At 61.4% G+C, this 18,871-nt stretch carries 14 protein-coding genes and 1 pseudogene; 7 read left to right on the top strand and 8 right to left on the bottom strand.

Annotation, left to right across the window (positions count from 1 at the left end; all coding sequences use genetic code 11):
- The 3 genes from VGL01_RS02155 to VGL01_RS02145 form a co-directional block, all read left to right on the top strand.
- The coding region (locus tag VGL01_RS02155) for a molybdopterin oxidoreductase family protein (RefSeq protein WP_331566629.1) at positions 1-2,088 on the top strand (2,088 nt) is incomplete at its 5' end.
- The gene (locus VGL01_RS02150) at positions 2,085-2,828 is read left to right on the top strand and encodes a 4Fe-4S dicluster domain-containing protein (protein WP_331566627.1); all 744 of its coding nucleotides are present in this window, start codon (positions 2,085-2,087) and stop codon (positions 2,826-2,828) included. The genes VGL01_RS02155 and VGL01_RS02150, both read left to right, overlap by 4 nt.
- Positions 2,829-2,873: 45 nt before the next feature.
- Positions 2,874-3,824: a dimethyl sulfoxide reductase anchor subunit family protein gene (locus VGL01_RS02145; protein ID WP_331566625.1), complete on the top strand. Its 951-nt coding sequence runs from the start codon at positions 2,874-2,876 to the stop codon at positions 3,822-3,824.
- Between the two features lie 12 nt (positions 3,825-3,836).
- Here the strand turns inward: VGL01_RS02145 and VGL01_RS02140 are convergent, their stop codons facing one another.
- The 3 genes from VGL01_RS02140 to VGL01_RS02130 all read right to left on the bottom strand — a co-directional run bounded on the left by VGL01_RS02140 (position 3,837) and on the right by VGL01_RS02130 (position 7,428).
- Positions 3,837-5,369, bottom strand: coding sequence for a PLP-dependent aminotransferase family protein (locus VGL01_RS02140; RefSeq protein WP_331566623.1), 1,533 nt, complete (start codon positions 5,367-5,369; stop codon positions 3,837-3,839).
- Between the two features lie 48 nt (positions 5,370-5,417).
- Positions 5,418-5,648 carry a hypothetical protein gene (locus VGL01_RS02135; RefSeq protein ID WP_331566621.1) on the bottom strand — a complete coding sequence of 77 codons (231 nt, stop codon included), beginning with the start codon at positions 5,646-5,648 and terminating at the stop codon, positions 5,418-5,420.
- Positions 5,649-5,760: 112 nt separating this feature from the next.
- On the bottom strand, positions 5,761-7,428 hold the full coding sequence (locus tag VGL01_RS02130; RefSeq protein WP_331566619.1) for a glycoside hydrolase family 28 protein: 1,668 nt from the start codon (positions 7,426-7,428) through the stop codon (positions 5,761-5,763).
- Positions 7,429-7,774: 346 nt separating this feature from the next.
- Here VGL01_RS02130 and VGL01_RS02125 point away from each other — a divergent pair, with 346 nt between their 5' ends.
- Entirely contained in the window at positions 7,775-8,851 is a 1,077-nt protein-coding gene (locus VGL01_RS02125) for a TIGR03118 family protein (protein ID WP_331566617.1), read from the top strand.
- Between the two features lie 74 nt (positions 8,852-8,925).
- Here VGL01_RS02125 and VGL01_RS02120 read toward each other — a convergent pair.
- From VGL01_RS02120 to dsbG, 5 genes and pseudogenes are all read right to left on the bottom strand, one after another.
- Positions 8,926-9,069, bottom strand: a pseudogene (locus VGL01_RS02120) (transposase); the annotation flags it as partial.
- Between the two features lie 5 nt (positions 9,070-9,074).
- A complete protein-coding gene (locus VGL01_RS02115) occupies positions 9,075-9,998 on the bottom strand; it encodes a LysR family transcriptional regulator (protein WP_331566614.1) in 924 nt (307 codons plus the stop codon).
- 151 nt (positions 9,999-10,149) lie between these two features.
- Positions 10,150-11,727 (bottom strand): methyl-accepting chemotaxis protein, encoded by a 1,578-nt coding sequence (locus tag VGL01_RS02110; RefSeq protein WP_331566612.1) that lies wholly within the window; start codon positions 11,725-11,727, stop codon positions 10,150-10,152.
- A 166-nt stretch (positions 11,728-11,893) separates the two neighbouring features.
- Positions 11,894-13,780, bottom strand: a complete 1,887-nt coding sequence (locus VGL01_RS02105) for a tannase/feruloyl esterase family alpha/beta hydrolase (protein WP_331566610.1) — start codon at positions 13,778-13,780, stop codon at positions 11,894-11,896.
- An 82-nt stretch (positions 13,781-13,862) separates the two neighbouring features.
- The gene (gene dsbG / locus VGL01_RS02100) at positions 13,863-14,690 is read right to left on the bottom strand and encodes a thiol:disulfide interchange protein DsbG (protein ID WP_331566608.1); all 828 of its coding nucleotides are present in this window, start codon (positions 14,688-14,690) and stop codon (positions 13,863-13,865) included.
- Positions 14,691-15,046: 356 nt separating this feature from the next.
- On the opposite strand from dsbG, the gene VGL01_RS02095 reads away from it, so the two are divergent.
- The 3 genes from VGL01_RS02095 to pobA all read left to right on the top strand — a co-directional run.
- Positions 15,047-16,402: an MFS transporter gene (locus tag VGL01_RS02095; protein WP_331566606.1), complete on the top strand. Its 1,356-nt coding sequence runs from the start codon at positions 15,047-15,049 to the stop codon at positions 16,400-16,402.
- A 129-nt stretch (positions 16,403-16,531) separates the two neighbouring features.
- Positions 16,532-17,665, top strand: coding sequence for a porin (locus VGL01_RS02090; RefSeq protein ID WP_331566604.1), 1,134 nt, complete (start codon positions 16,532-16,534; stop codon positions 17,663-17,665).
- A 102-nt stretch (positions 17,666-17,767) separates the two neighbouring features.
- Positions 17,768-18,871: 4-hydroxybenzoate 3-monooxygenase (pobA, locus tag VGL01_RS02085; RefSeq protein ID WP_331566602.1), on the top strand; the 1,104-nt coding region annotated here is incomplete at its 3' end.

The raw sequence follows: 18,871 nt of genomic DNA, 5'->3' as shown, positions 1-18,871 counted from the left end.
TGGTGGGATACGCGCACCGATCGCGCCGTGCTGCATCACACGGACGGCGCGCAGCCCGCGCTCGAGGGCCGTTATGTGCTCGAGGACGATACGCCCGTCGCGCCGTCGTTCGCATTGCTGCGAGAGCAGGTTGCCCACTGCGCCCCGCAATGGGCGGAGCGAATCACGGGCATCGCTGCCGAGACGATCGTGCGTATCGCGCGCGAAATGGCGACGGTCGCGCGCGAGCAGCGCATCGTGTTGCCGGTGCAGTGGACCGATTCGTGGGGCAAGACGCACGATACGGTGGAGGGCGCACCGGTTGCGTTTCATGCCATGCGGGGCTTGGCGGCACATTCGAACGGATTTCAAACGATCCGCGCGATGGCCGTATTGATGTCGCTGCTCGGCACCATCGACCGGCCGGGCGGCTTTCGGCACAAGTCGCCGTATCCGCGTGCGGCGCCGCCTTCGGCGAAACCGCCCAACGATCCGGCCTCGATCAAGCCGAATACGCCGCTTGCATCGGGGCCGCTCGGCTGGCCCGCTTCGCCTGCGGATCTGTTCGTGCACGAGGACGGTTCGCCTGCGCGCATCGACAAAGCATTTTCATGGGAGTACCCGCTGGCCGTGCACGGCCTCATGCATTCGGTGATCACGAACGCTTGGCGCGGCGATCCCTATCCGATCGACACGCTGCTGATCTTCATGGCGAACATGGCATGGAATTCGTCGATGAATCCGGGCCAAGTGCGCAACATGCTCGTCGATAAGCGCGAGGACGGCCAATACAAGATTCCGTTTCTCGTGGTGTGCGATGCGTTTCAGTCGGAGATGACCGCGTTTGCCGATTTGATTCTGCCCGACACGACTTATCTCGAGCGGCACGATGTGATGTCGATGCTCGACCGTCCGATCTCGGAATTCGACGGGCCCGTCGATTCGGTGCGGGTGCCGGTCGTGCCGCCGACCGGCGAATGTAAGCCATTCCAGGAAGTGCTGATCGAACTCGCGAGCCGCTTGAAACTGCCGGCGTTCACGACGCCGGAAGGCACGCGCAAGTTCCGCGACTATCCGGACTTCATCGTCAATTTCCAGACGGCGCCCAATTCGGGCACGGGTTTTCTGATCGGCTGGCGAGGCAAGGATGGCGACAAGGCGGTGGTCGGCGAGCCGAACCCGAAGCAGTGGGAACAGTACGCGAGCAACAACTGTGTGTATCACCACAGGTTGCCCGAATCGCTGCAGTACATGCGCAATTGCAACGGCCCGTATATGCAATGGGCCGTCGATAACGGCATGCGCAAGTTCGGTTTGCCGATCGTCATTCAACTCTATTCGGAAGTGATGCAGACGTTTCGCCTCGCGGCGCAGGGCAAGACGAGAGGGCGGCAGCCGCCCGATCATTTGCGCGAGCGGATCGTCCGTCATTTCGATCCGCTGCCGTTCTGGTATCCGCCGCTCGAAATGGATGTAACCGATCTGAACCGCTATCCGCTCGCGGCAATCACGCAGCGGCCGATGGCGATGTATCACTCATGGGATTCGCAGAATGCGTGGCTGCGGCAGATTCATGGCGAAAACCACTTATTCGTCAATCCCGCGACGGCCGCCGCAGCCGGGATCGACGACGACGGTTGGATCTACGTCGAATCGCCGTGGGGCAAAGTGCGTTGCCGCGCGCGCTATAGCGAGGCGGTGGAACCCGGCACCGTCTGGACCTGGAATGCGATCGGCAAGGCGGCCGGCGCATGGAATCTCGGGCCTGGCGCGGGGGAATCTCAACGCGGCTTTTTGCTGAACCACGTGATCACCGACGAGTTGCCGAGCGATATGCAAGCCGGGGAGCGGATCTCGAATTCCGATCCCATCACCGGGCAGGCGGGTTGGTACGACGTGCGCGTGCGCATTTATCGCGCCGAAGCCGATGCCGCGACGACCCTGCCGCAATTCGAGCCGATGCAGCCGTTGCCCGGTTCGACGAACGTGTTGCAGCGCATGCAGGCGTATTTCGCCGGCAAGGGTGAGTTCGCGGCGAGACTGCGCCGCAAGGTGGCAACCGGCACGTCGCTGAGCGAAGCGGTGCAGCGAGAAGGAGATCGATCATGACGCAGATGGCGCTTGTCATCGACCTGAACGTTTGCGTGGGTTGCCACGCATGCGTGACGAGTTGCAAGGAGTGGAACACGTCCGGCGAGGCGGGCAGTCTTGCCGATGTTCACCCGTATGAGGACGATCCGTCCGGGACCTTCTTCAATCGCGTGCAGACGTATGAAGCGGGCGTGTTCCCGATGACCGACACGATCCACTTCCCGAAATCGTGCCTGCATTGCGAGGATCCGCCATGTGTGCCCGTCTGCCCGACGGGTGCGAGCTACAAGCGCAAGTCCGACGGCATCGTGCTGGTCGACTACGACAAGTGTATCGGGTGCAAGTACTGTGCATGGGCTTGCCCGTATGGCGCGCGCGAGCTCGACGAAGGTCGCAAGGAGATGACCAAATGCACGTTGTGCGCGGACCGCATCGACAACGAAGCACTGCCGGAGCGCGATCGCAAGCCTGCGTGCGTCCTGGCCTGCCCGACTTCGGCGCGCTTGTTCGGGGATATCCACGATCCGCAGTCGGAGGTTTCGCGCGCGATCAGCGAGCGCGGCGGCTATCAACTCATGCCGGAGTGGGATACGAAGCCCTCGAACCATTACTTGCCGCGCGTCACAACCGCATCTTCTTGCGGTTGCGGCAGCGATAGCGCTTGCGCCGGCGCGGCGTCCGGCGCGCAACCGGCATCGCTCGAAGCGAAACTCGAACGCGGTGAAATCGCGCTTGCCGCACTGGCCGTGCGGCGTTGAAGTTCACACATTCATTCAATTCAAACAGCACCGACGGAGAGCCCTATGCGGCCCGCTTTTTCAGTCATTTTCCTCACGACGCTTTGCGGTGCGGCGCAAGGTCTGCTGCTCACCCTGGTCGCACTCGAAGCCACCGCACGCTTTGCAGCAGGCGTGGCCGTGCCTTCGGCGTTCTATGTCGTTGGCGCTGCGCTCGCGGTCGTGCTGGGCGCCCTCGGTCTGCTCGCATCGTTTTTTCACCTGGGCCACCCTGAGCGAGCCTGGCGCGCGATCGCCATGTGGCGCACGTCGTGGCTCTCGCGCGAATGCATCGCACTGCCGGCGTTTTTATCGCTCACGACCGCGTATGGACTCGCGCATTGGCTGGCATGGGGCGATACGCTTGTAATCGGTTTGATCGCCGCCTCGGCGAGTATCGTCTTGTTCGTGTGCACCGCGATGATCTATGCCTGCTTGCGCTTTCTGCAGGAATGGGCGAGTCCGCTCACGCTCGTGAACTTCACCCTGCTCGGTTGTGCTTCCGGCTGCACGCTCGCAACGGCATATGCGGCGTGGCTCGCACCGGCGCTCGTCGTCATGCTCGCGCCATGCGCATGTGTGTTGACGCTCGCCGGTTGCGCGAGCCGCTTGGCCTCGCTCATGCGTAACGCGCGCCTGAAGCCGAAATCGACCGTGCAGAGCGCAACCGGTATTCGCCACGGCAAAGTCGAGCAGAAGTCGCGCGGCTTCACCGCGAGCGCATTCAATACGCGCGAGTTCTTTCATGGGCAGAACGCCGGCACGCTGCGCGCGATCAAGGCGGGGTTCATGACGGCTGCGTTCGCCGCGCCGTTCGTGCTGACCGGCGTGGGCGCGCTCGCGCCGAGAGCGAGCGCGGCGGCGCTCGTGCTAGGCGCCGCGTTCGTGATTCAGTATGTGGGGCTCATCGCCGAGCGCTGGTTCTTCTTCGCCGATGCGGCGCATCCGCAGAACATCTACTATCAGCGCGCGTCGTAAAACTGGCCCCGGCTACACGGTGGGCCGCTGCGTGCGCACGCATTGCGCGAGCGCCCGTACGCCCGGCTCGATCCGATCCAGCGCAATCGCCGAGAATCCCATGCGGAAATAGCGCCGCGCGTCCTGATCGTCGTTCATGAAAAAGACGTTGCCCGGCTCGATCAGCACGCCGACGGCTTGCGCATCGGCGGCCAGCCGTTCGGCATCGAGCCATTGCGGCCCTTCCACCCACGACGATGCGCCGCCCGTAATGGGTACGTAGCGCGCTTCCGGTATGTGCGCATCGAGCGCGGCCATCAGCGCTTGCGAGCGCTCTCGATACGCATGCGCGAGCCGCCGCAGCAGCGCATCGTGATGACCGAGGGCGAGAAACGTCGCGAACGCGCGTTGAACATAGCCGACCGGATGCCGCACCATCAAACGCCGCAACGCACGCAGCTCGCGAATCAGCTCTCGCGGTCCGACGACATAGCCCAGCCGCAAACCGGGGGCGAAGGTCTTGGAAAGGCTGCCGACGTAGATCACGCGATCGGCGGTATCGAGGCTCTTTAGCGCCGGGTGCGGCGTGCCCGAGAACGTGTTCTCGCTCTCGTAGTCGTCTTCGACGATGACGAAGTCATGCTGCTGCGCCAACTCGAGCAGGGCGCGCCGTCGTTCGATCGGCATCGTCGCGGTCGTGGGGCATTGATGGCTGGGCGTGACATAGAGGTAGTCACAGCGGGCAAGCGAGGCGGCGAGCGCATCGGGCGCGATGCCATGACCGTCCACGCGCAGTGGCAGGAGCTGCGCGTTGCGGTTTTCGAAGATGTTGCGCGCATCGGGATAACCGGGGTTCTCGAAACCGACGGTCGTCTCTTCGCCGCAGAGCAAATCGGACACCAAGTACAAGGCCTGCTGACAGCCGTTCGTGATGATGATTTCTTCGGGCGCCGCGAATACGCCGCGCCGCGGCAGCACGCGCGTGCGGATTTGCTGGATCAGCGATTCGTCGTCGCGCTCGATCAAATCGGGTGCCCAATTGCGGATCTCCATGATCGACAGCGCTTTCATGCAGCACTCGCGCCAATCGTTGGTCGGAAATAGCGACTGGTCGAATTGTCCGTAGATGAACGGAAATTCGTAATGCTGCCAATTCGCCGGCTTGACGATATTGCGTTGCGCCGAAGGTGGGTGCGCGATGCGTTGCCGCCAAACGGGACGGCCGGCCGCTTCGCCGTCGGCTGCGCTCGTTGCGGCAGGCGCTCTCGCGTCGAAGCGCGGCAGGCTGCGCAGCATTTCAGGATTGACGAAGTGTCCGCTGCGCTCGCGCGAGATCAAATAGCCTTCTTCGACGAGCATCTGGTATGCGAGCACGACGGTGTTGCGTGCGACGCCCAACTGATCGGCGAGTTCGCGGCTCGACGGCAGGGCTACGTTGGGTGCGAGTTGGCCGTCGAGGATCGCGGCGACGAGCATTTGCCGGATTTGATCCTGCAGGCTCTGCTTCGACCCCGACGAGCGCTGAAACTGCTGGGCCCATAACGCGGTCGGGGTGCGGCTCGGCATGCTCTCTCCTTGGGGCGTTCCGGATGGCGAGCGGCGCGCGAGGCGTGCTCAGCGGCGCGGCTTCACGGGGGCATCCGAATTGGCGGTGTGCGCATCGTGATGATTGTTCGAATCATACTGAACTCGGGTGCGCATCGGCGATCGGGAGAAACATCCTTGGCAAATGGTGCCGAGCAACAAGTGCAACACCTGACCCAGCGCGCACTGCATCTGTTCCGGCCCGAGTTGATAGCCCAGCAGCCTCGGGCCGCTCAGCAATGCAATCACCAGACATTTCATTGACGCCTCCTCCCGGTAGGGATGTGAGGCCTCGATGCAATGCTGACTGATGACGTAACCGGGTTATTGGAAGAGACCGGCCGACGAGTAGCCGGCCGGGCGAAACGTGAAATCAGATCGGCGAATCAGGCAGCACCGACTTCAATGGAACGAATGCACCGCTGCAATCGACAGGCGCCGCGTTGCCGGGCGAGCCCGATACGGTCACGTCGGCAGCTGTCGATGTCACGATCGAGTTGGCAAAGCTGACCGGGCCCGGTCCCAGCGTGAAATGGGTATAGGCCGGCAATACGGACGGGCCGCCGTTATGCCCTGTCGCAAGAGCCGGTTGCGTACCGTCGAACACCACGTTGTCCAGCGTGATCTCCAGCGGCTTCACGACGCCGTTCGTGGCATACCCCGAAAAGGTCACCTGGCTGCTCTGCGAAGCGCTGCCCAGATCGCGGAACCCCTTTATGACGATGCCGGTGAAGCTCGGATACAGGGAGCCTTTGGCCGTACTGTAGTACGGGTCGAACACGAGCGGTTGGCGAACGTTGCGCATGCATACCTGCTCATAACGAACATTGCTCACCATGCCGCCGCGCGAGGAATCCGACTTGATGCGCAGGCCGTTTCCGTTGGGGCTGTCGTAGCCGTCCATCGTCAAGTCCGTCACGGCGACGTTACTGACGCCCGAGTTCGTCTCGCTGCCGATCGACATGCCGTGCCCATAATAAAAATGATTGTGGGCGAAGGTCAGATTATTGCTGGCCGGTGCCTTGCTCGCCTTGACTGCAACGTCATCGTCGCCCGTACTGATGTAGGAGTAGGCGAGCACGACATTGCTCGATTGACCGGGATCGAAACCGTCGGTGTTCTTGACGGTGTCGGGCGTAAAGCAAGTCGCGGGCGTGTGCGCATCGGGCGTCGTGCCGCTCGGGCACGCGTAACGCGCTTTCGTGTATTCAAGGCTCGGCGAGAGAATCTTGATGCCCCAAGCAGTGACACCGACGACGCTATCGAGTACTACGTGAAAGTTTGGCGAGTTTTCGAGCGTGATGTCGTGCAGCGTGAAGGCCGAACCCTTCGACACCTGCACGAGCCGAGGGTTCTGCTGATTGAGGCCCATCGTCTTGTTCTGATACGCGACGTCCCACCAACTGCGCTTGCCCGCGTTCGGCCCGCTGGTCAGCAGGCTGCCGCCGCGGCCATCGATCACGCCCTTCCCGACGATCCCGCTACCTGCCGTGTCGCTCGCGAGTATCAACGGATTGCACGACTTGGTTTTGGAAGTCGTTGCCGTACCGCACGTTCCCACGCCGTTGTCATAGTTGGCCGGGTTGCGCGAAGCGAAGAGCGTGACACCTTGGTCGATCCACAGTGTCACACCGGACTTGAGCCGGAGCGGGCCGCTGAGAAAGCCCGACTCGCCGGAGTAGCCCACCGTCAGCTTGACCGCCTGGCCGGCCGGACAAGCATCGATCGCCGCCTGGATGCGGGCGGTATCCGGTTGAGAATTGGCGGGGTCGGCGTCGAGCGTGTCGATGGATCCGCCGACGGGCGTCAGTTTTGCCTGCAACGGCGCTCCGCAGACCGTCGCGGGCAATGCTGGTTCGCTGACGGCGCCCCATTGGGTCGCGACGGCTGGTTCCGAGCCAGTCGGCGAAGGGTAGGTCACGGGCATCGGCGCATCCGACGACGTTTTGTGGTGTTTCTTGGAAGTGTGCGCGTAGCACGAAGCGGCGGTAACGAGCGCCGCAATGCCGATAACGGCGTGTGATGCACGAGTGGTGTTCAAGTTGTTTCCTGGGCTGTCAGAGGATCTGTGTGTTCAAGGCAAAACGAGGCGGGCAAACGTTTGCTCGAATGCTCGCAGGAAGAGCATTCTCTCTGGGCGTCCGACTCTACGTTTTGCGTGGCCTCGAATGGTTAAAGCCAGACGAAAAATTGCCGCCGATGGCGAACTACAGGTCGCGCGACCACTGAAAATAACCACCACAACGTGCGCTCTACAAAGCGCCTCGCCCCCTTGCCCCGCCAATGCCGAGCGCAACGGCGCCAACCACGCACCGAAGGAATAAACGCGAGGGCGGATTCGTTTAAAGACATCCTCGGACACACGCGCGATGCGCAGGAGCGCAATCATGAAACACGTCCATACGGCGGGGATCGTCGCATTGGGGGCGGTGATGGTAGCTGGCCTCGTAGCGTGCGGAGGCGGCTCATCGCACCGTCAGCATTTCCACGTGACCGCGCTCGTCTCCGACGGAAACATTCCGGCTGCCCACATCGACGCCAATCTGAAAAATCCATGGGGTATCGCCTTCAATCCAAAAGGTTTTGTCTGGGTAGCAGATAACGGCACGCAGAAGGCGACACTCTATGACGGTAACGGCGTGCCACAATCGCTTGTCGTGTCGATCCCAGCGGGGTCGAGCGGCGATGCCAATCCGACTGGCATCGTGTTCAACGGCACGGCGGGTTTCGTGGTGAGCCAGAATGGAAAAACCGGGCCAGCAGTTTTCATCTTCGCGGGAGAGGGCGGCACCCTTACCGCGTGGTCGCCCACCGTCAACCCGACGGCGGCCGTGACGGTATTCGATAGCGGCGGCAGCGCGGTCTACAAGGGACTTGCGATGGCGAGCAGCAACGGCGCCACCTTCCTCTTCGCGGCCGATTTCCACAACAACAAGATCGATGTATTCGATGATACGTTCAAGAAAGTTGCGCTTCCGGGCGCGTTTCAGGACTCGACGCTACCCGCTGGTTTCGCGCCTTTCGGCATTCAGGCTATCGACTCGAAAATATTCGTCGCCTATGCGATGCAGGATGGGGCCAAGCATGACGATGTGCCTGGCGCTGGCCTGGGCGTGATCGACGTATTCAGTACTTCCGGACAGTTCATTCAGCGTTTCGCGACCGGTGGTCCGCTGAATGCGCCGTGGGGCATGGCGCTCTCGCCCCGCGACTTCGGCCCGTTCAACAATGCTCTTTTGATCGGAAATTTCGGCGATGGAACGATCCACGCCTTCGACCCCAACACAGGTATGTTGATCGGGACCCTGCGGCATTCGGACGGTACAGCAATTGTCGAACCGGGGTTGTGGGGTATGGCATTCGGCAACGGGCTCAACGATCAGCCGACCAACACTTTGTTTTTCGCTGCCGGCCCGAATGATGAAGCGGATGGGGTGTATGGGCGCATCGATTTTGGCAGATAGGGGGGCGCGGAGGAAAACTTGGACTACCTGGACCAGCGTGCTCGGTTCGTCAATGCCGGCCTGGCCGAGGTCGGCAGCGGTTCAAAGCAGCCCTCGCGGTCGCCCGGCACTTCGATGCGGACCGGACCGTCTCCGGTCAAAATCGTCTCAGCACCTTTGCCATTGCGCTGGTTGGTGGACGTAGTCGGTTTGGCAGCGCCAGGCGGGTAGGCCAGGCTTGCCTTCATTTGGGCCATTCGTCGAGCGCATCGTTGAACAGTTCCGCCACCAGCGAGCGAAGCCAGACCGTGCGAGCGTCGTTGTGGAATTTGCGGTGCCAATGCTGCCGCAGATTGAACCGAGGTAGTGACAGAGGGGGCTCGACCAGCACGATAGACGCATGTTCCGCCGCATAGGCATAACCGATCGCGTGCGGCACGGTTGCTATCAGATCCGTGCGGCTCAAGATGAACGGCAAGCTCATGAAGTGCGGCGTTTCGAGAACGGCCCGCCGATAAAGCCGCGCTTTCGCCAGGTGTTTCTCGAGCACTTCCTGGCTGCGTCCGTCGGCCCGTACCACTGCGTGGCCGCAGGAGAGGAACTGCTCGAGCGTGAGCGGATGTGCGGCAAGCGGGTGACTGCGTCGCATCAGGCAGATGAATCGATGCGTGAAGAGCCGTTGCTGAAAGAAGTTCGTCCCACCCAAATCAGGGAAATACCCCAACGCCAGATCGATGCTGCCGCCTTCCAGGCCACGCTCGACATCAACGTGAGGCAGCGAGACAGAGCGCAGATTCGCATTCGGGGCTCGGAGGGCGAATTCCTGTAGCAAGCGAGGAAGAAACACGATCTCGCCCACGTCCGATAGTGCAATGGAGAATGTGTGCGTGCTGGTTGCCGGATCGAAGTCGACCGCCGAGGAGAGCCCGCGCTCGATTTGCACGAGCGCGTCGCGAGCGGCAGGAATCAGTGCAAGCGCGCGTGGAGTCGGCTCCATGCCGCGCGATGTGCGCACGAAGAGTGGATCGCCGAAGTACTCGCGTAGCTTGGCAAGCGCGGCGCTCACACGCGGCTGGCTGACGCCGAGACGAGCCCCGGCGCGGCTCACGTTCCGGGTCTCTTCAAGCGCGACCAGATAGGGAATGAGGTTTAGATCGAGTTCGGACATCGGGGGTTGGCCTTCTCCAGCAGAATGCTATTTTCGTGGCCATACGCGTAAGCGCGCTCGCCGATCAGCAACTGTTTTGCCCCCTGGACGTGTCAAACGGTCGTTGCGCGTGGGGCGATGATACCGAAATGCGCGGGTGTCGCGTATCGCTTCAGGTGCGGAACATCGCCATGGTTCCTGCGACGGTGTCCGCATTGCTCGCCAGCGTGTTGGCGGAGCGCGCAAGGTAGCTGACGAGGGACGTGTTTTGCTGCGTCAATTCCTCTATGTGATCGAGCGCTTGTTTAACTTGCGATATGCCGATGCTTTGCTCCGACGCGGCAGTGTCGATTTCAGCGATTAGTGCGCTCACGTCGCGCACCGCCTGCACGGCTTGCTGCATCTTTTCACGCGCCGACTCCGCTATCTTGTTGCCCGCGTCCACTTTCTCTGCGGAATCCGCAATCAGCGCCGCGATTTCTTTCGCGGCCACTGCCGCGCGACTCGCGAGATTGCGCACCTCGCCAGCGACCACCGCGAAGCCGCGGCCATGTTCGCCGGCCCGCGCCGCCTCGACGGCGGCATTGAGCGCGAGAATGTTGGTCTGAAAGGAGATTCCGTCGATGACCTTGATGATTTCGCCGATTTTGCGCGACGCGTCGGTTATGACCAGCATCGTTTTGCTCATCGCCTCCACTGCGAGTCCTCCTTGCTCTGTGATGCTCGAAGCTTGGCCGGCGTTGACCGCGGCTTGGCGGGCCGTATCGGCAGTCTGCCGCACGCTATTGGTCAACTGCTCCATCGAGGCGGCCGACTGCTCGAGGCTCGCGGCCTGTGATTCAGTGCGGGCCGCCAGATCGTGGCTGCCGTCTTTCACGGTAGCCGTCGCCTGCGACATGGTCGCCATCTGGTCGCGCGCATCGCTGACGATTGCGCGCGTGTTGAGGCTCACCTGGTTGACCGTCAGTTCGAGCTTTCCCACTACACTGGTCGGCCGCCAGCTGTTTTTCAGCGTTTGTGTCAGGTCGCCCATTGCGACACGAGTGACGAACGACAGCAACCGGCGCATGGGATGGACGAACATGACTCTTACGCGGTACTCCGCCACGCGTGCCAATACGATGCATGACGCGAGGCCGGTCAACGTGCGCTGCCACGTCAGCGCCTCGATGCGGCCGCTCAGCGAGGCGCCTACCGCGGCTCCCGATACGGCGAGCGCAAACATCAGCAAGTGGGCCTGGGTTTTCATGGTCGGGTGCGCAACACGATCGAGGGCGCCGGCCCAGCCGGTGCGCAGGACTGCGCCACCGTCGATGCGGGCGAGGCGGCGGGCGCTGCCGCGCGTGTCCGTCAAACTCGCATACAGCGCTTCGGTCGCTGCAATGTCTTCACGCGCAGCTTGCGTTTGGACCGAGCGATAGGCGACGGCGTCATTGCCTTCGAGAATCGGCAAGACGCTCGCTTGCACCCAAAAGTGACGGCCGTCGTTCGTACGATTCTTCAACAGACCGGTCCAAGGCTGAAGTTGCTTCAGCGTCGCCCACATGTCCCGATACACTTCGTCCGGCATGTCGGGATGCCGGACGACGCTATGAGGCTCCCCAATCAGTTCGTCACGGGAAAACCCGCTGGTCTCGGTGAATGCATCGTTGCAATACGTGATGATTCCTGTGGTGTCGGTCGTCGTGACGAGCATCTTTTGCTCGCGCAAAAGGACTTCGCCCGGCGATTTCGAGGTTGCGTTGAGCACTGCTTGTCTCCCCCCTGGATTCCTGCCTTGCTGATAGAGGCCTGCTGTCGCGGGCGCGCTTCGTGCCCGCGTTGCGGCCGATCGCAAAGATGTTTTTATAACCGGGTTATGCAGCCGATATTCCGACGTAATTCTCAGCCGTAAGTGCTCTTCGCTTGTGTCGCAATCAACTGCACGTGTAGCTCGAAGCGGCGTTGGTATTGCCACCCTTGTAAGTCAGCTTCGACGGATACATGCAGATGGGCCTGGTCATGGTGGCGCCTTGGTTCTGGAGCGGGATTTGATCCGGCGCCACGCCGCCTTCCACCCAGCTCACGAGTGCGTTGTACAACTGGTTCGGTGCCGGCAAGGGAGGGTTTGCGACCGGGCTGATGCCTGTGGTCCCGTTGACCGAGCCGATGCCGCCGCAGTGTCCCATCGCCGGAATTTCGAAGAAGCGGTAGAACTGTTGCACGGACGAGAAGCCACCCATCGTGTTCGCCACATTGGTGTAGTAGTGGATCGAGCCCTGAGGCATGATGATCGAATCAGCCATGCCGTGATAGGTGATGATCTTCCCGTTCCGCGCGCGGAAGGCCGAGAGGTCGGGATCGTCGGTATTGATGTTCGCGAATGACGGCTGCAATGCGAGGCCTTGAGCGAATGCGTTTGAGAGGTCGGAATAGGAAAGGTTCATCCACCCGTTCTGCCCATTGCCGGTTGCGTTGGTGAATGCCGGCGTTGCGATGCTCGGGTTTTGCAATTCGAGCGCAACGGGGGTGGCGGTCAAACCGTTGGCCACGCCCACGCCGTTCGCCGATGCCGCGGCGAAGGTGTCCAGACTGCTGCCGCGCGGAAATCCAAACCACAATTGATTCGCTTGTAATGTGTCCGAATAGCCGTTCGCGACCGCGGGCGAAGCGGCACTGCCGTCGGTCGTTTCGCCGTACCACATTTTGTTGACCGCTTGAGCTTGTGCCGTAGTGAGGCAAGCCGCTGTGCCGTTACTGCCGCCGCTGGCCGTGCATAGCACGGTCGCGTCTCGGGTAGGATCATAGCGGCACGAGGCCGGATCGTTGACGAAACCATCGTGCTGGCCCGTCAGCGACGAGTCGCATGCCGAGACCGCTGCGGCGGACACGAGGTTAAGTTGAGCGGATGTCAGCGGTACACCGCCGAGATCGCGTTGCATGACAATTTCGGGATACAGCCCGCCGGTTTGCATGCGTGTCCAGTTGATCGCAGCCGACCCGGCGAGGATACCGTCGAAATCGTCAGGATTTGCCTGCGCCTCCATTAAGCCCTGTCGTCCGCCGGTCGAACACCCGTCCCAGTAGGCGTGCTTGGGTTGCTGGCCGTAGTAAGCGGCGGCCAGCGCTTTCGTTTCGACAGCCATTTCGTGAATAGCCCGGCTGGCGAAGTCGGTCCATACGGTTCTGTTGATGGTCCCATCGGGGTTCATCGCCCAGCTGCCATCGAAGACGCCGCCGAAATCGCCTTGCTGCGATATGTGACCGGTATCGGTCAGCGCGCTCACCGCGCCTTCCACGCCCGCAATATCCGCAGCCGGGCCCTCGCCGCTTGTCAAAGTGCCGGTTGCGCCTGCCAGCGCAGTCAGAGAACTGACTGACGGGGCGCCGGCGTAGCCTCCGCCGCCTAGCACGTGGATGCGTCCACCCCAATTCGTTTTCGACGGCAGCCAGATTTCAATACCGATTCCGGGCGAAGTCGACGGCGCGCTCGCAGGTCCCACGTTGCCGGGCCCAATGTTGAGCTTGACGACGCACATATCGTTTTTCGCAATCTGTCCGGACGCGGTTCCGTTCAAATTGAGGTCGTCCCCTTTCTTGAACGACTTGACGAGCGTCACGGTCGTATTGGCGTCGGGTTTGAACGCGGTCTTTAAAGAATCATCGCACTGGAGTTGTTGGTTGCTCGATACTTGCGGCGAAGCGCTATTCGAACTGGAACCGCAGCCGGCAAGCGTGGCGATGCCGGCGCCGGTCACACCGACTGCGCAAGCGATCGCGCGCAGGCGGGCGCCCCTGGTCGACGGAACTGAGAGGTCTTTCATGACGGAATACCACCTTGAATGAAGTTTTGGTTAGAGAGCACTGCATGGTGAAACGGACGATGGGTTCGACACCGGCCGCCCGCTAGCGAAAGCGATCCAGTTCGTGATCGGGCTCGGGTTGCTCGGGTAGTGAGGTGATAGCCGGCAACTCGGAAAGCGGAGGCATGCCGGCCTTCGCCTGCACCTTTCCGTCGGCGCTTTTCCAAACGAACGCAGGTGTTCCGTTCACGCCGAATGCGTCCATCAGCGACCGGTTTGCCGTCAGCGAACTCATGATCGCGGGGTTGACTTTGATCGCGGGGCTGATGCCGCCGTCCTCGCTGGATAGCGCGAAATGGCCCTCGTTGTATTCAAGCGCTTTAAACGGCGACTGCGCGGTCAGTATCGCGGCGGCGCGCAGCGCGGAGGATGGCTTGACGACGTTGACAGGTATCCATCTCACCTGCACGCCGGCTTTCACGTATGGCCGAAGAGCAAGCCATGCGAAATGGCAGAAGACGCAGTTCGGGTCCATGAAAACATAGACGGTCGACTTCGCTGACGCTGCTCCGTCGGAAATGTAATTCGCTTTTTCCAACTGGTTGTAGAGCGAGTCGACATCGGGCTTCAGCGCATACATAGACGCGTAGCGTGCGGTCAAGTCGTGTCCCGAGTCGTCGAGCAATTCACCCACGAGGAGATGCTGCTTGTCCGAGGTCGTGTAGACGATCATTTGGCGATTGTCGCGCTTGATTATCCAGCCCGTCAGGCCGCTCTCCGCCGGGAACGTTCGCACGACCGATACGCCTCGCGCGGTGATGGTTTGCAGGGGCTTGGGATATGGAACAGGTTCGGTGGCGCTGATCAGAGCGCTCTGTGGCAGCAAAGCTGCCGCGAGCACAACCAGCGAGGCCACGCGCACAGGGTGCATAACTTGTCTCCTTGGAGGCCGCGCAATGATTTCTGCGGTGGCATGTTTGAGGCGAGTTTGTCAAAGGCGCGTCCGACGGCGCAACCGCGAGAAACGGGATACGCACTATGTCGAATCGAGATAGTGGCCCGGCGCTCAGCGCAAACCCAGTAAATGCGGGCCTCTGCGATAGGGCGTGCAGGGCGGAGGACGACCGCTTGGTGATTTCACTTATTTGACCTGCATCAACTCGACGGCGACGATTCGTGCCCGGAGGAATAAGCGTTATGCACGCCTAAAGCAGGTCTGCCGCCGGATTAGGGCAAAACGCACCCGGGTGAAGTACCGAATACTTCGGATCGCATAGGAGACCGTCAATGAGCCGAAATCAACCAATCGACGTACAGACCTTCATCAATGAGCATCCATTCGGAAGGTTTCAATGGCTCATGTTTTTTATGTGTTTCGTCATCGTCCTTCTGGACGGGTTCGACACGGCCGCTATCGGTTTCATTGCCCCTTCTTTACTGACGGAATGGCATCTGACGAAACCGGAGCTTGCGCCGGTGCTGAGCGCGGCGCTGTTTGGTCTCGCTTTCGGTGCGCTGAGCGCAGGGCCTTTGTCCGACCGCTTGGGACGACGCTCTCTGCTACTCGGCGCCGTTGTGATTTTCGGCGCGTCGTGTCTCGGTTCCGCGTTTGCTCAATCGCTGCAGCAACTGACGGTTCTGCGGTTCGTGACCGGGATCGGGCTTGGAGCTGCGATGCCTAACGCCGTGACGCTGATGGGAGAGTTTTGTCCCGACCGCCGTCGCGCGACGATCATCAATCTGATGTTTTGCGGTTTTCCCCTTGGCGCTGCGCTAGGTGGGTTCCTAGCCGCGTGGATGATTCCGCATTTCGGGTGGCGCGGCGTGTTGGCCTTCGGTGGCGTGACGCCGCTGCTGCTCGCCGTCCTGCTCGCGCTGAAGATGCCGGAGTCCGTTCGCTTCATGGTGATGAATGCGCAGCCGTATCAACGCATTCAGGAGGCACTCGCGCGCATTTCGCGCGCAGCTTTGGACGCCGAGCACTTCACGCTGACCGAAAGTACACCGTCCACCGGCAAGAGCGGCCTGAACATCGTTCTGTCCAAGACATACATCGTCGGTTCCGTGATGCTGTGGCTGGCTTACTTCATGGGCCTCGTCATCTTTTACGCATCGATCAACTGGATGCCGATTTTGCTCAAGGACGCCGGACTCCCGGCCAAGAGCGCGACACTGATCTCGGCACTGTTTCCGCTGGGTGGCGTCGGCGCCGTGCTCGCCGGCGTACTGATGGATCGCTTCAACGCGAATCGCATCGTCGCAGCGTGCTACGCGCTCACGGCCGTAAGCGTCTATGCGATCGGCCAGGCCGTCGGCAATGTAGGCGCGCTCGTCGCCGTGATCTTTCTCGCGGGCGTGCTGATGAACACGGCGCAGTCCTCGATGCCGGCCCTGGCCGCATCCTTCTATCCAACATCGGGGCGTGGGACAGGCGTTGCATGGATGCTCGGTGTTGGTCGATTCGGCGGAATTGCCGGGTCGTTTCTCGTCGCCGAGTTGACGCGTCGTCACTTTGCCTTCGCGGATATCTTTGCCACGGTGGCCGTCGCCGGGGCCTTAGCCTGTGTCGGCTTGCTCATCAAACAGTTTGCCGCGCCGCATGTGAGCGTTGATTCCATTGGAACCCGGCCCGTGCATCACTGATCACGCACGAATGATCGGACCTTCCAGAATCCCGTCTTCGAAGCACCATGCCTTTGGCAATGTCGGCATCGAACAATTGCCGCTCCGTATCGCAAACACAATAAAGAGACATATCATTCGGAGAATCAGATGAAAATCAAGCAGTTGGCAGTAGCGGCATGCTGCGTATTGAGCGCGCCGGTTTTTGCACAGAGCAGCGTGACGCTCTATGGGATTCTCGATACGGGCATCGAGTACGTCTCTCACGCTAACGCGAATGGCAGTAAGGTCGTCCGTATGCCAGGCATCACGGGCGAGTTGCCGTCGCGGTGGGGCATGCGCGGCGCTGAAGATCTCGGCGGCGGCTACAAGGCCGTCTTCACGTTGGAGAGCGGCTTCAATCTCCGCGGCGGGGACATGGGGCAGGGTGGACGCCTCTTCGGGCGTCAAGCCTGGGTCGGCCTGAGCGGTCCCTACGGCACACTGTCGTTCGGGCGTCAGTACACGATGACCTTCTGGGCGAATACGGATTCGGACATTCTCGGTCCGGACATTTACGGGCTGGGTTCGCTCGACGCGTATGTTCCAAATGCGCGCAGCGACAACACGGTTGCCTATAAGGGCACCTTCAGCGGGTTGACCGTCGGCGCGACGTACTCGTTCGGTCGGGACGGGGCAGGCACGGGCAACTCGCCCGGACAAGGTACGTGTGCAGGTCAGATTCCTGGCCAGGCGACGAACTGTCGCCAATGGTCGGCAATGCTGAAGTATGACGCGAGCACCTTCGGCGTGGCGGCAGCGTACGACGAGCAGCGAGGTGGTGCAACGGCGGCGGCGAACTTCTTCGATGGAGTCGCACCGGCCGCGCTGACCAATGGCGGCGACGAAGATGTGCGCATTCAATTGGATGGATGGGCGAAAGTCTACGGCGTCCGACTTGGCGGCGGATGGCTGGGCCGGCGCGTGAACTTCGCCTCATCGGCTGTCCCGAGCATCCATTCGGATCTCTTCTATCTAGGTGCTTCTTACCCGATCACGCCGGCCCTGTTCCTGGAAGGGGAGGTGTATCGCATCGTCAACGCACGGCACGATGCCCGTGCCTCGATGGGCACGATTCGCACTGCTTACTACTTGTCCAAACAGACAGCCGTCTATCTTCAAGGATCGTATTTGGGCAACAGCCAGCATGCGGCGTACTCGGTTAGTGCTGGCGGTGGCGGTACGACACCGGCCCGCGGTGCGAACCAGGTCGGCGTAATGGCCGGCATTCGCCATATGTTCTAAGCGGGACGCCGGGGTATTGGAAATTTGACGGACAGGCGCGCGAGAGCGTACCTGTCCAAGCCGATAGCGGCAGCACACTGGCATCGGCGGAGAACACATCATATGAGAACCAAAGTCGCAATCATCGGCGCCGGCCCCTCCGGCCTGCTCCTGGGGCAGTTGCTTACTCGCGCGGGTATCGACAATGTCATCGTCGAGCGGCAAAGCGGGGAATACGTACTGGGCCGGATCCGAGCGGGAGTGCTCGAACAAGGAACCGTCGGACTGCTGCGCGAAGCCGGCGTCAGCGAGCGCATGGATGCCGAGGGGCTGGTCCATGACGGCATCGAATTGATCTTCGGCGGAAGGCGCGACCGCATCGACCTCAAGGCGTTGACGGGAGGCTCGTCGGTGATGGTGTACGGCCAAACCGAGGTTACGCGGGACCTGATGGAAGCGCGGGTCGCAATGGGTGCGCAGACTATTTATGAGGCCGCGAACGTCCAGCCGCTCGAGGTCAAAGGGGAGCATCCTTACGTCACATTCGAGAAGGACGGCAAGGTATGCCGACTCGACTGCGACTACATCGCGGGTTGCGATGGCTTTCACGGGATATCGCGCAAGTGCATTCCCGAAAACGTCCTGACGTCCTACGAACGCGTGTATCCGTTCGGTTGGCTGGGGTTGCTCTCAGATACGCCGCCGGTCAATCACGAATTGATTTATGCCCATCATGAACGCGGGTTCGTGCTGTGCAGTCAGCGCTCGACCACGCGTAGCCGCTACTACTTCCAGGTGCCGCTGACCGAAAAGGTGGAGGACTGGTCCGACGAACGGTTTTGGGAGGAGTTGAAGCGCCGCCTGCCGACCGACATCGCCGACGGCGTAGCAATCGGACCTTCGCTCGAGAAGAGCATTGCACCTTTGCGCAGCTATGTGGTTGAGCCAATGCAATATGGGAAGCTGTTTCTGGTCGGCGATGCCGCGCATATCGTGCCGCCCACCGGAGCCAAGGGCCTGAACCTGGCTGCCAGTGACGTCAACACGCTATACCGCCTTCTGCGGCGCGCATACGAAGAAGGACACGCGCAAATCCTCGATCGTTATTCCGAGATCGCCTTGCGACGCGTATGGAAGGCCGAGCGCTTTTCATGGTTCATGACGACCTTGCTGCATGAATTCCCCGACAGCGACGGATTCGACAAACGCATGCAACGTACGGACTAT

This window comes from Trinickia sp. (genome assembly GCF_036503415.1).
Classification (GTDB): Bacteria; Pseudomonadota; Gammaproteobacteria; order Burkholderiales; family Burkholderiaceae; genus Trinickia.
The sequence above is the reverse complement of the archived record's forward strand: the minus strand, read 5'-3'. Positions and strand labels throughout refer to the sequence as shown.

Excerpts from the sequence above, each read along its gene's own strand:
- VGL01_RS02125 (WP_331566617.1), top strand. The coding sequence starts at position 7,775 with ATGAAACACGTCCATACGGCGGGGATCGTCGCATTGGGGGCGGTGATG.
- dsbG (WP_331566608.1), bottom strand. The coding sequence starts at position 14,690 with ATGCACCCTGTGCGCGTGGCCTCGCTGGTTGTGCTCGCGGCAGCTTTG.
- VGL01_RS02095 (WP_331566606.1), top strand. The coding sequence starts at position 15,047 with ATGAGCCGAAATCAACCAATCGACGTACAGACCTTCATCAATGAGCAT.
- VGL01_RS02145 (WP_331566625.1), top strand. The coding sequence starts at position 2,874 with ATGCGGCCCGCTTTTTCAGTCATTTTCCTCACGACGCTTTGCGGTGCG.
- VGL01_RS02135 (WP_331566621.1), bottom strand. The coding sequence starts at position 5,648 with ATGAAATGTCTGGTGATTGCATTGCTGAGCGGCCCGAGGCTGCTGGGC.
- VGL01_RS02150 (WP_331566627.1), top strand. The coding sequence starts at position 2,085 with ATGACGCAGATGGCGCTTGTCATCGACCTGAACGTTTGCGTGGGTTGC.
- VGL01_RS02090 (WP_331566604.1), top strand. The coding sequence starts at position 16,532 with ATGAAAATCAAGCAGTTGGCAGTAGCGGCATGCTGCGTATTGAGCGCG.
- VGL01_RS02105 (WP_331566610.1), bottom strand. The coding sequence starts at position 13,780 with ATGAAAGACCTCTCAGTTCCGTCGACCAGGGGCGCCCGCCTGCGCGCG.
- VGL01_RS02140 (WP_331566623.1), bottom strand. The coding sequence starts at position 5,369 with ATGCCGAGCCGCACCCCGACCGCGTTATGGGCCCAGCAGTTTCAGCGC.
- VGL01_RS02115 (WP_331566614.1), bottom strand. The coding sequence starts at position 9,998 with ATGTCCGAACTCGATCTAAACCTCATTCCCTATCTGGTCGCGCTTGAA.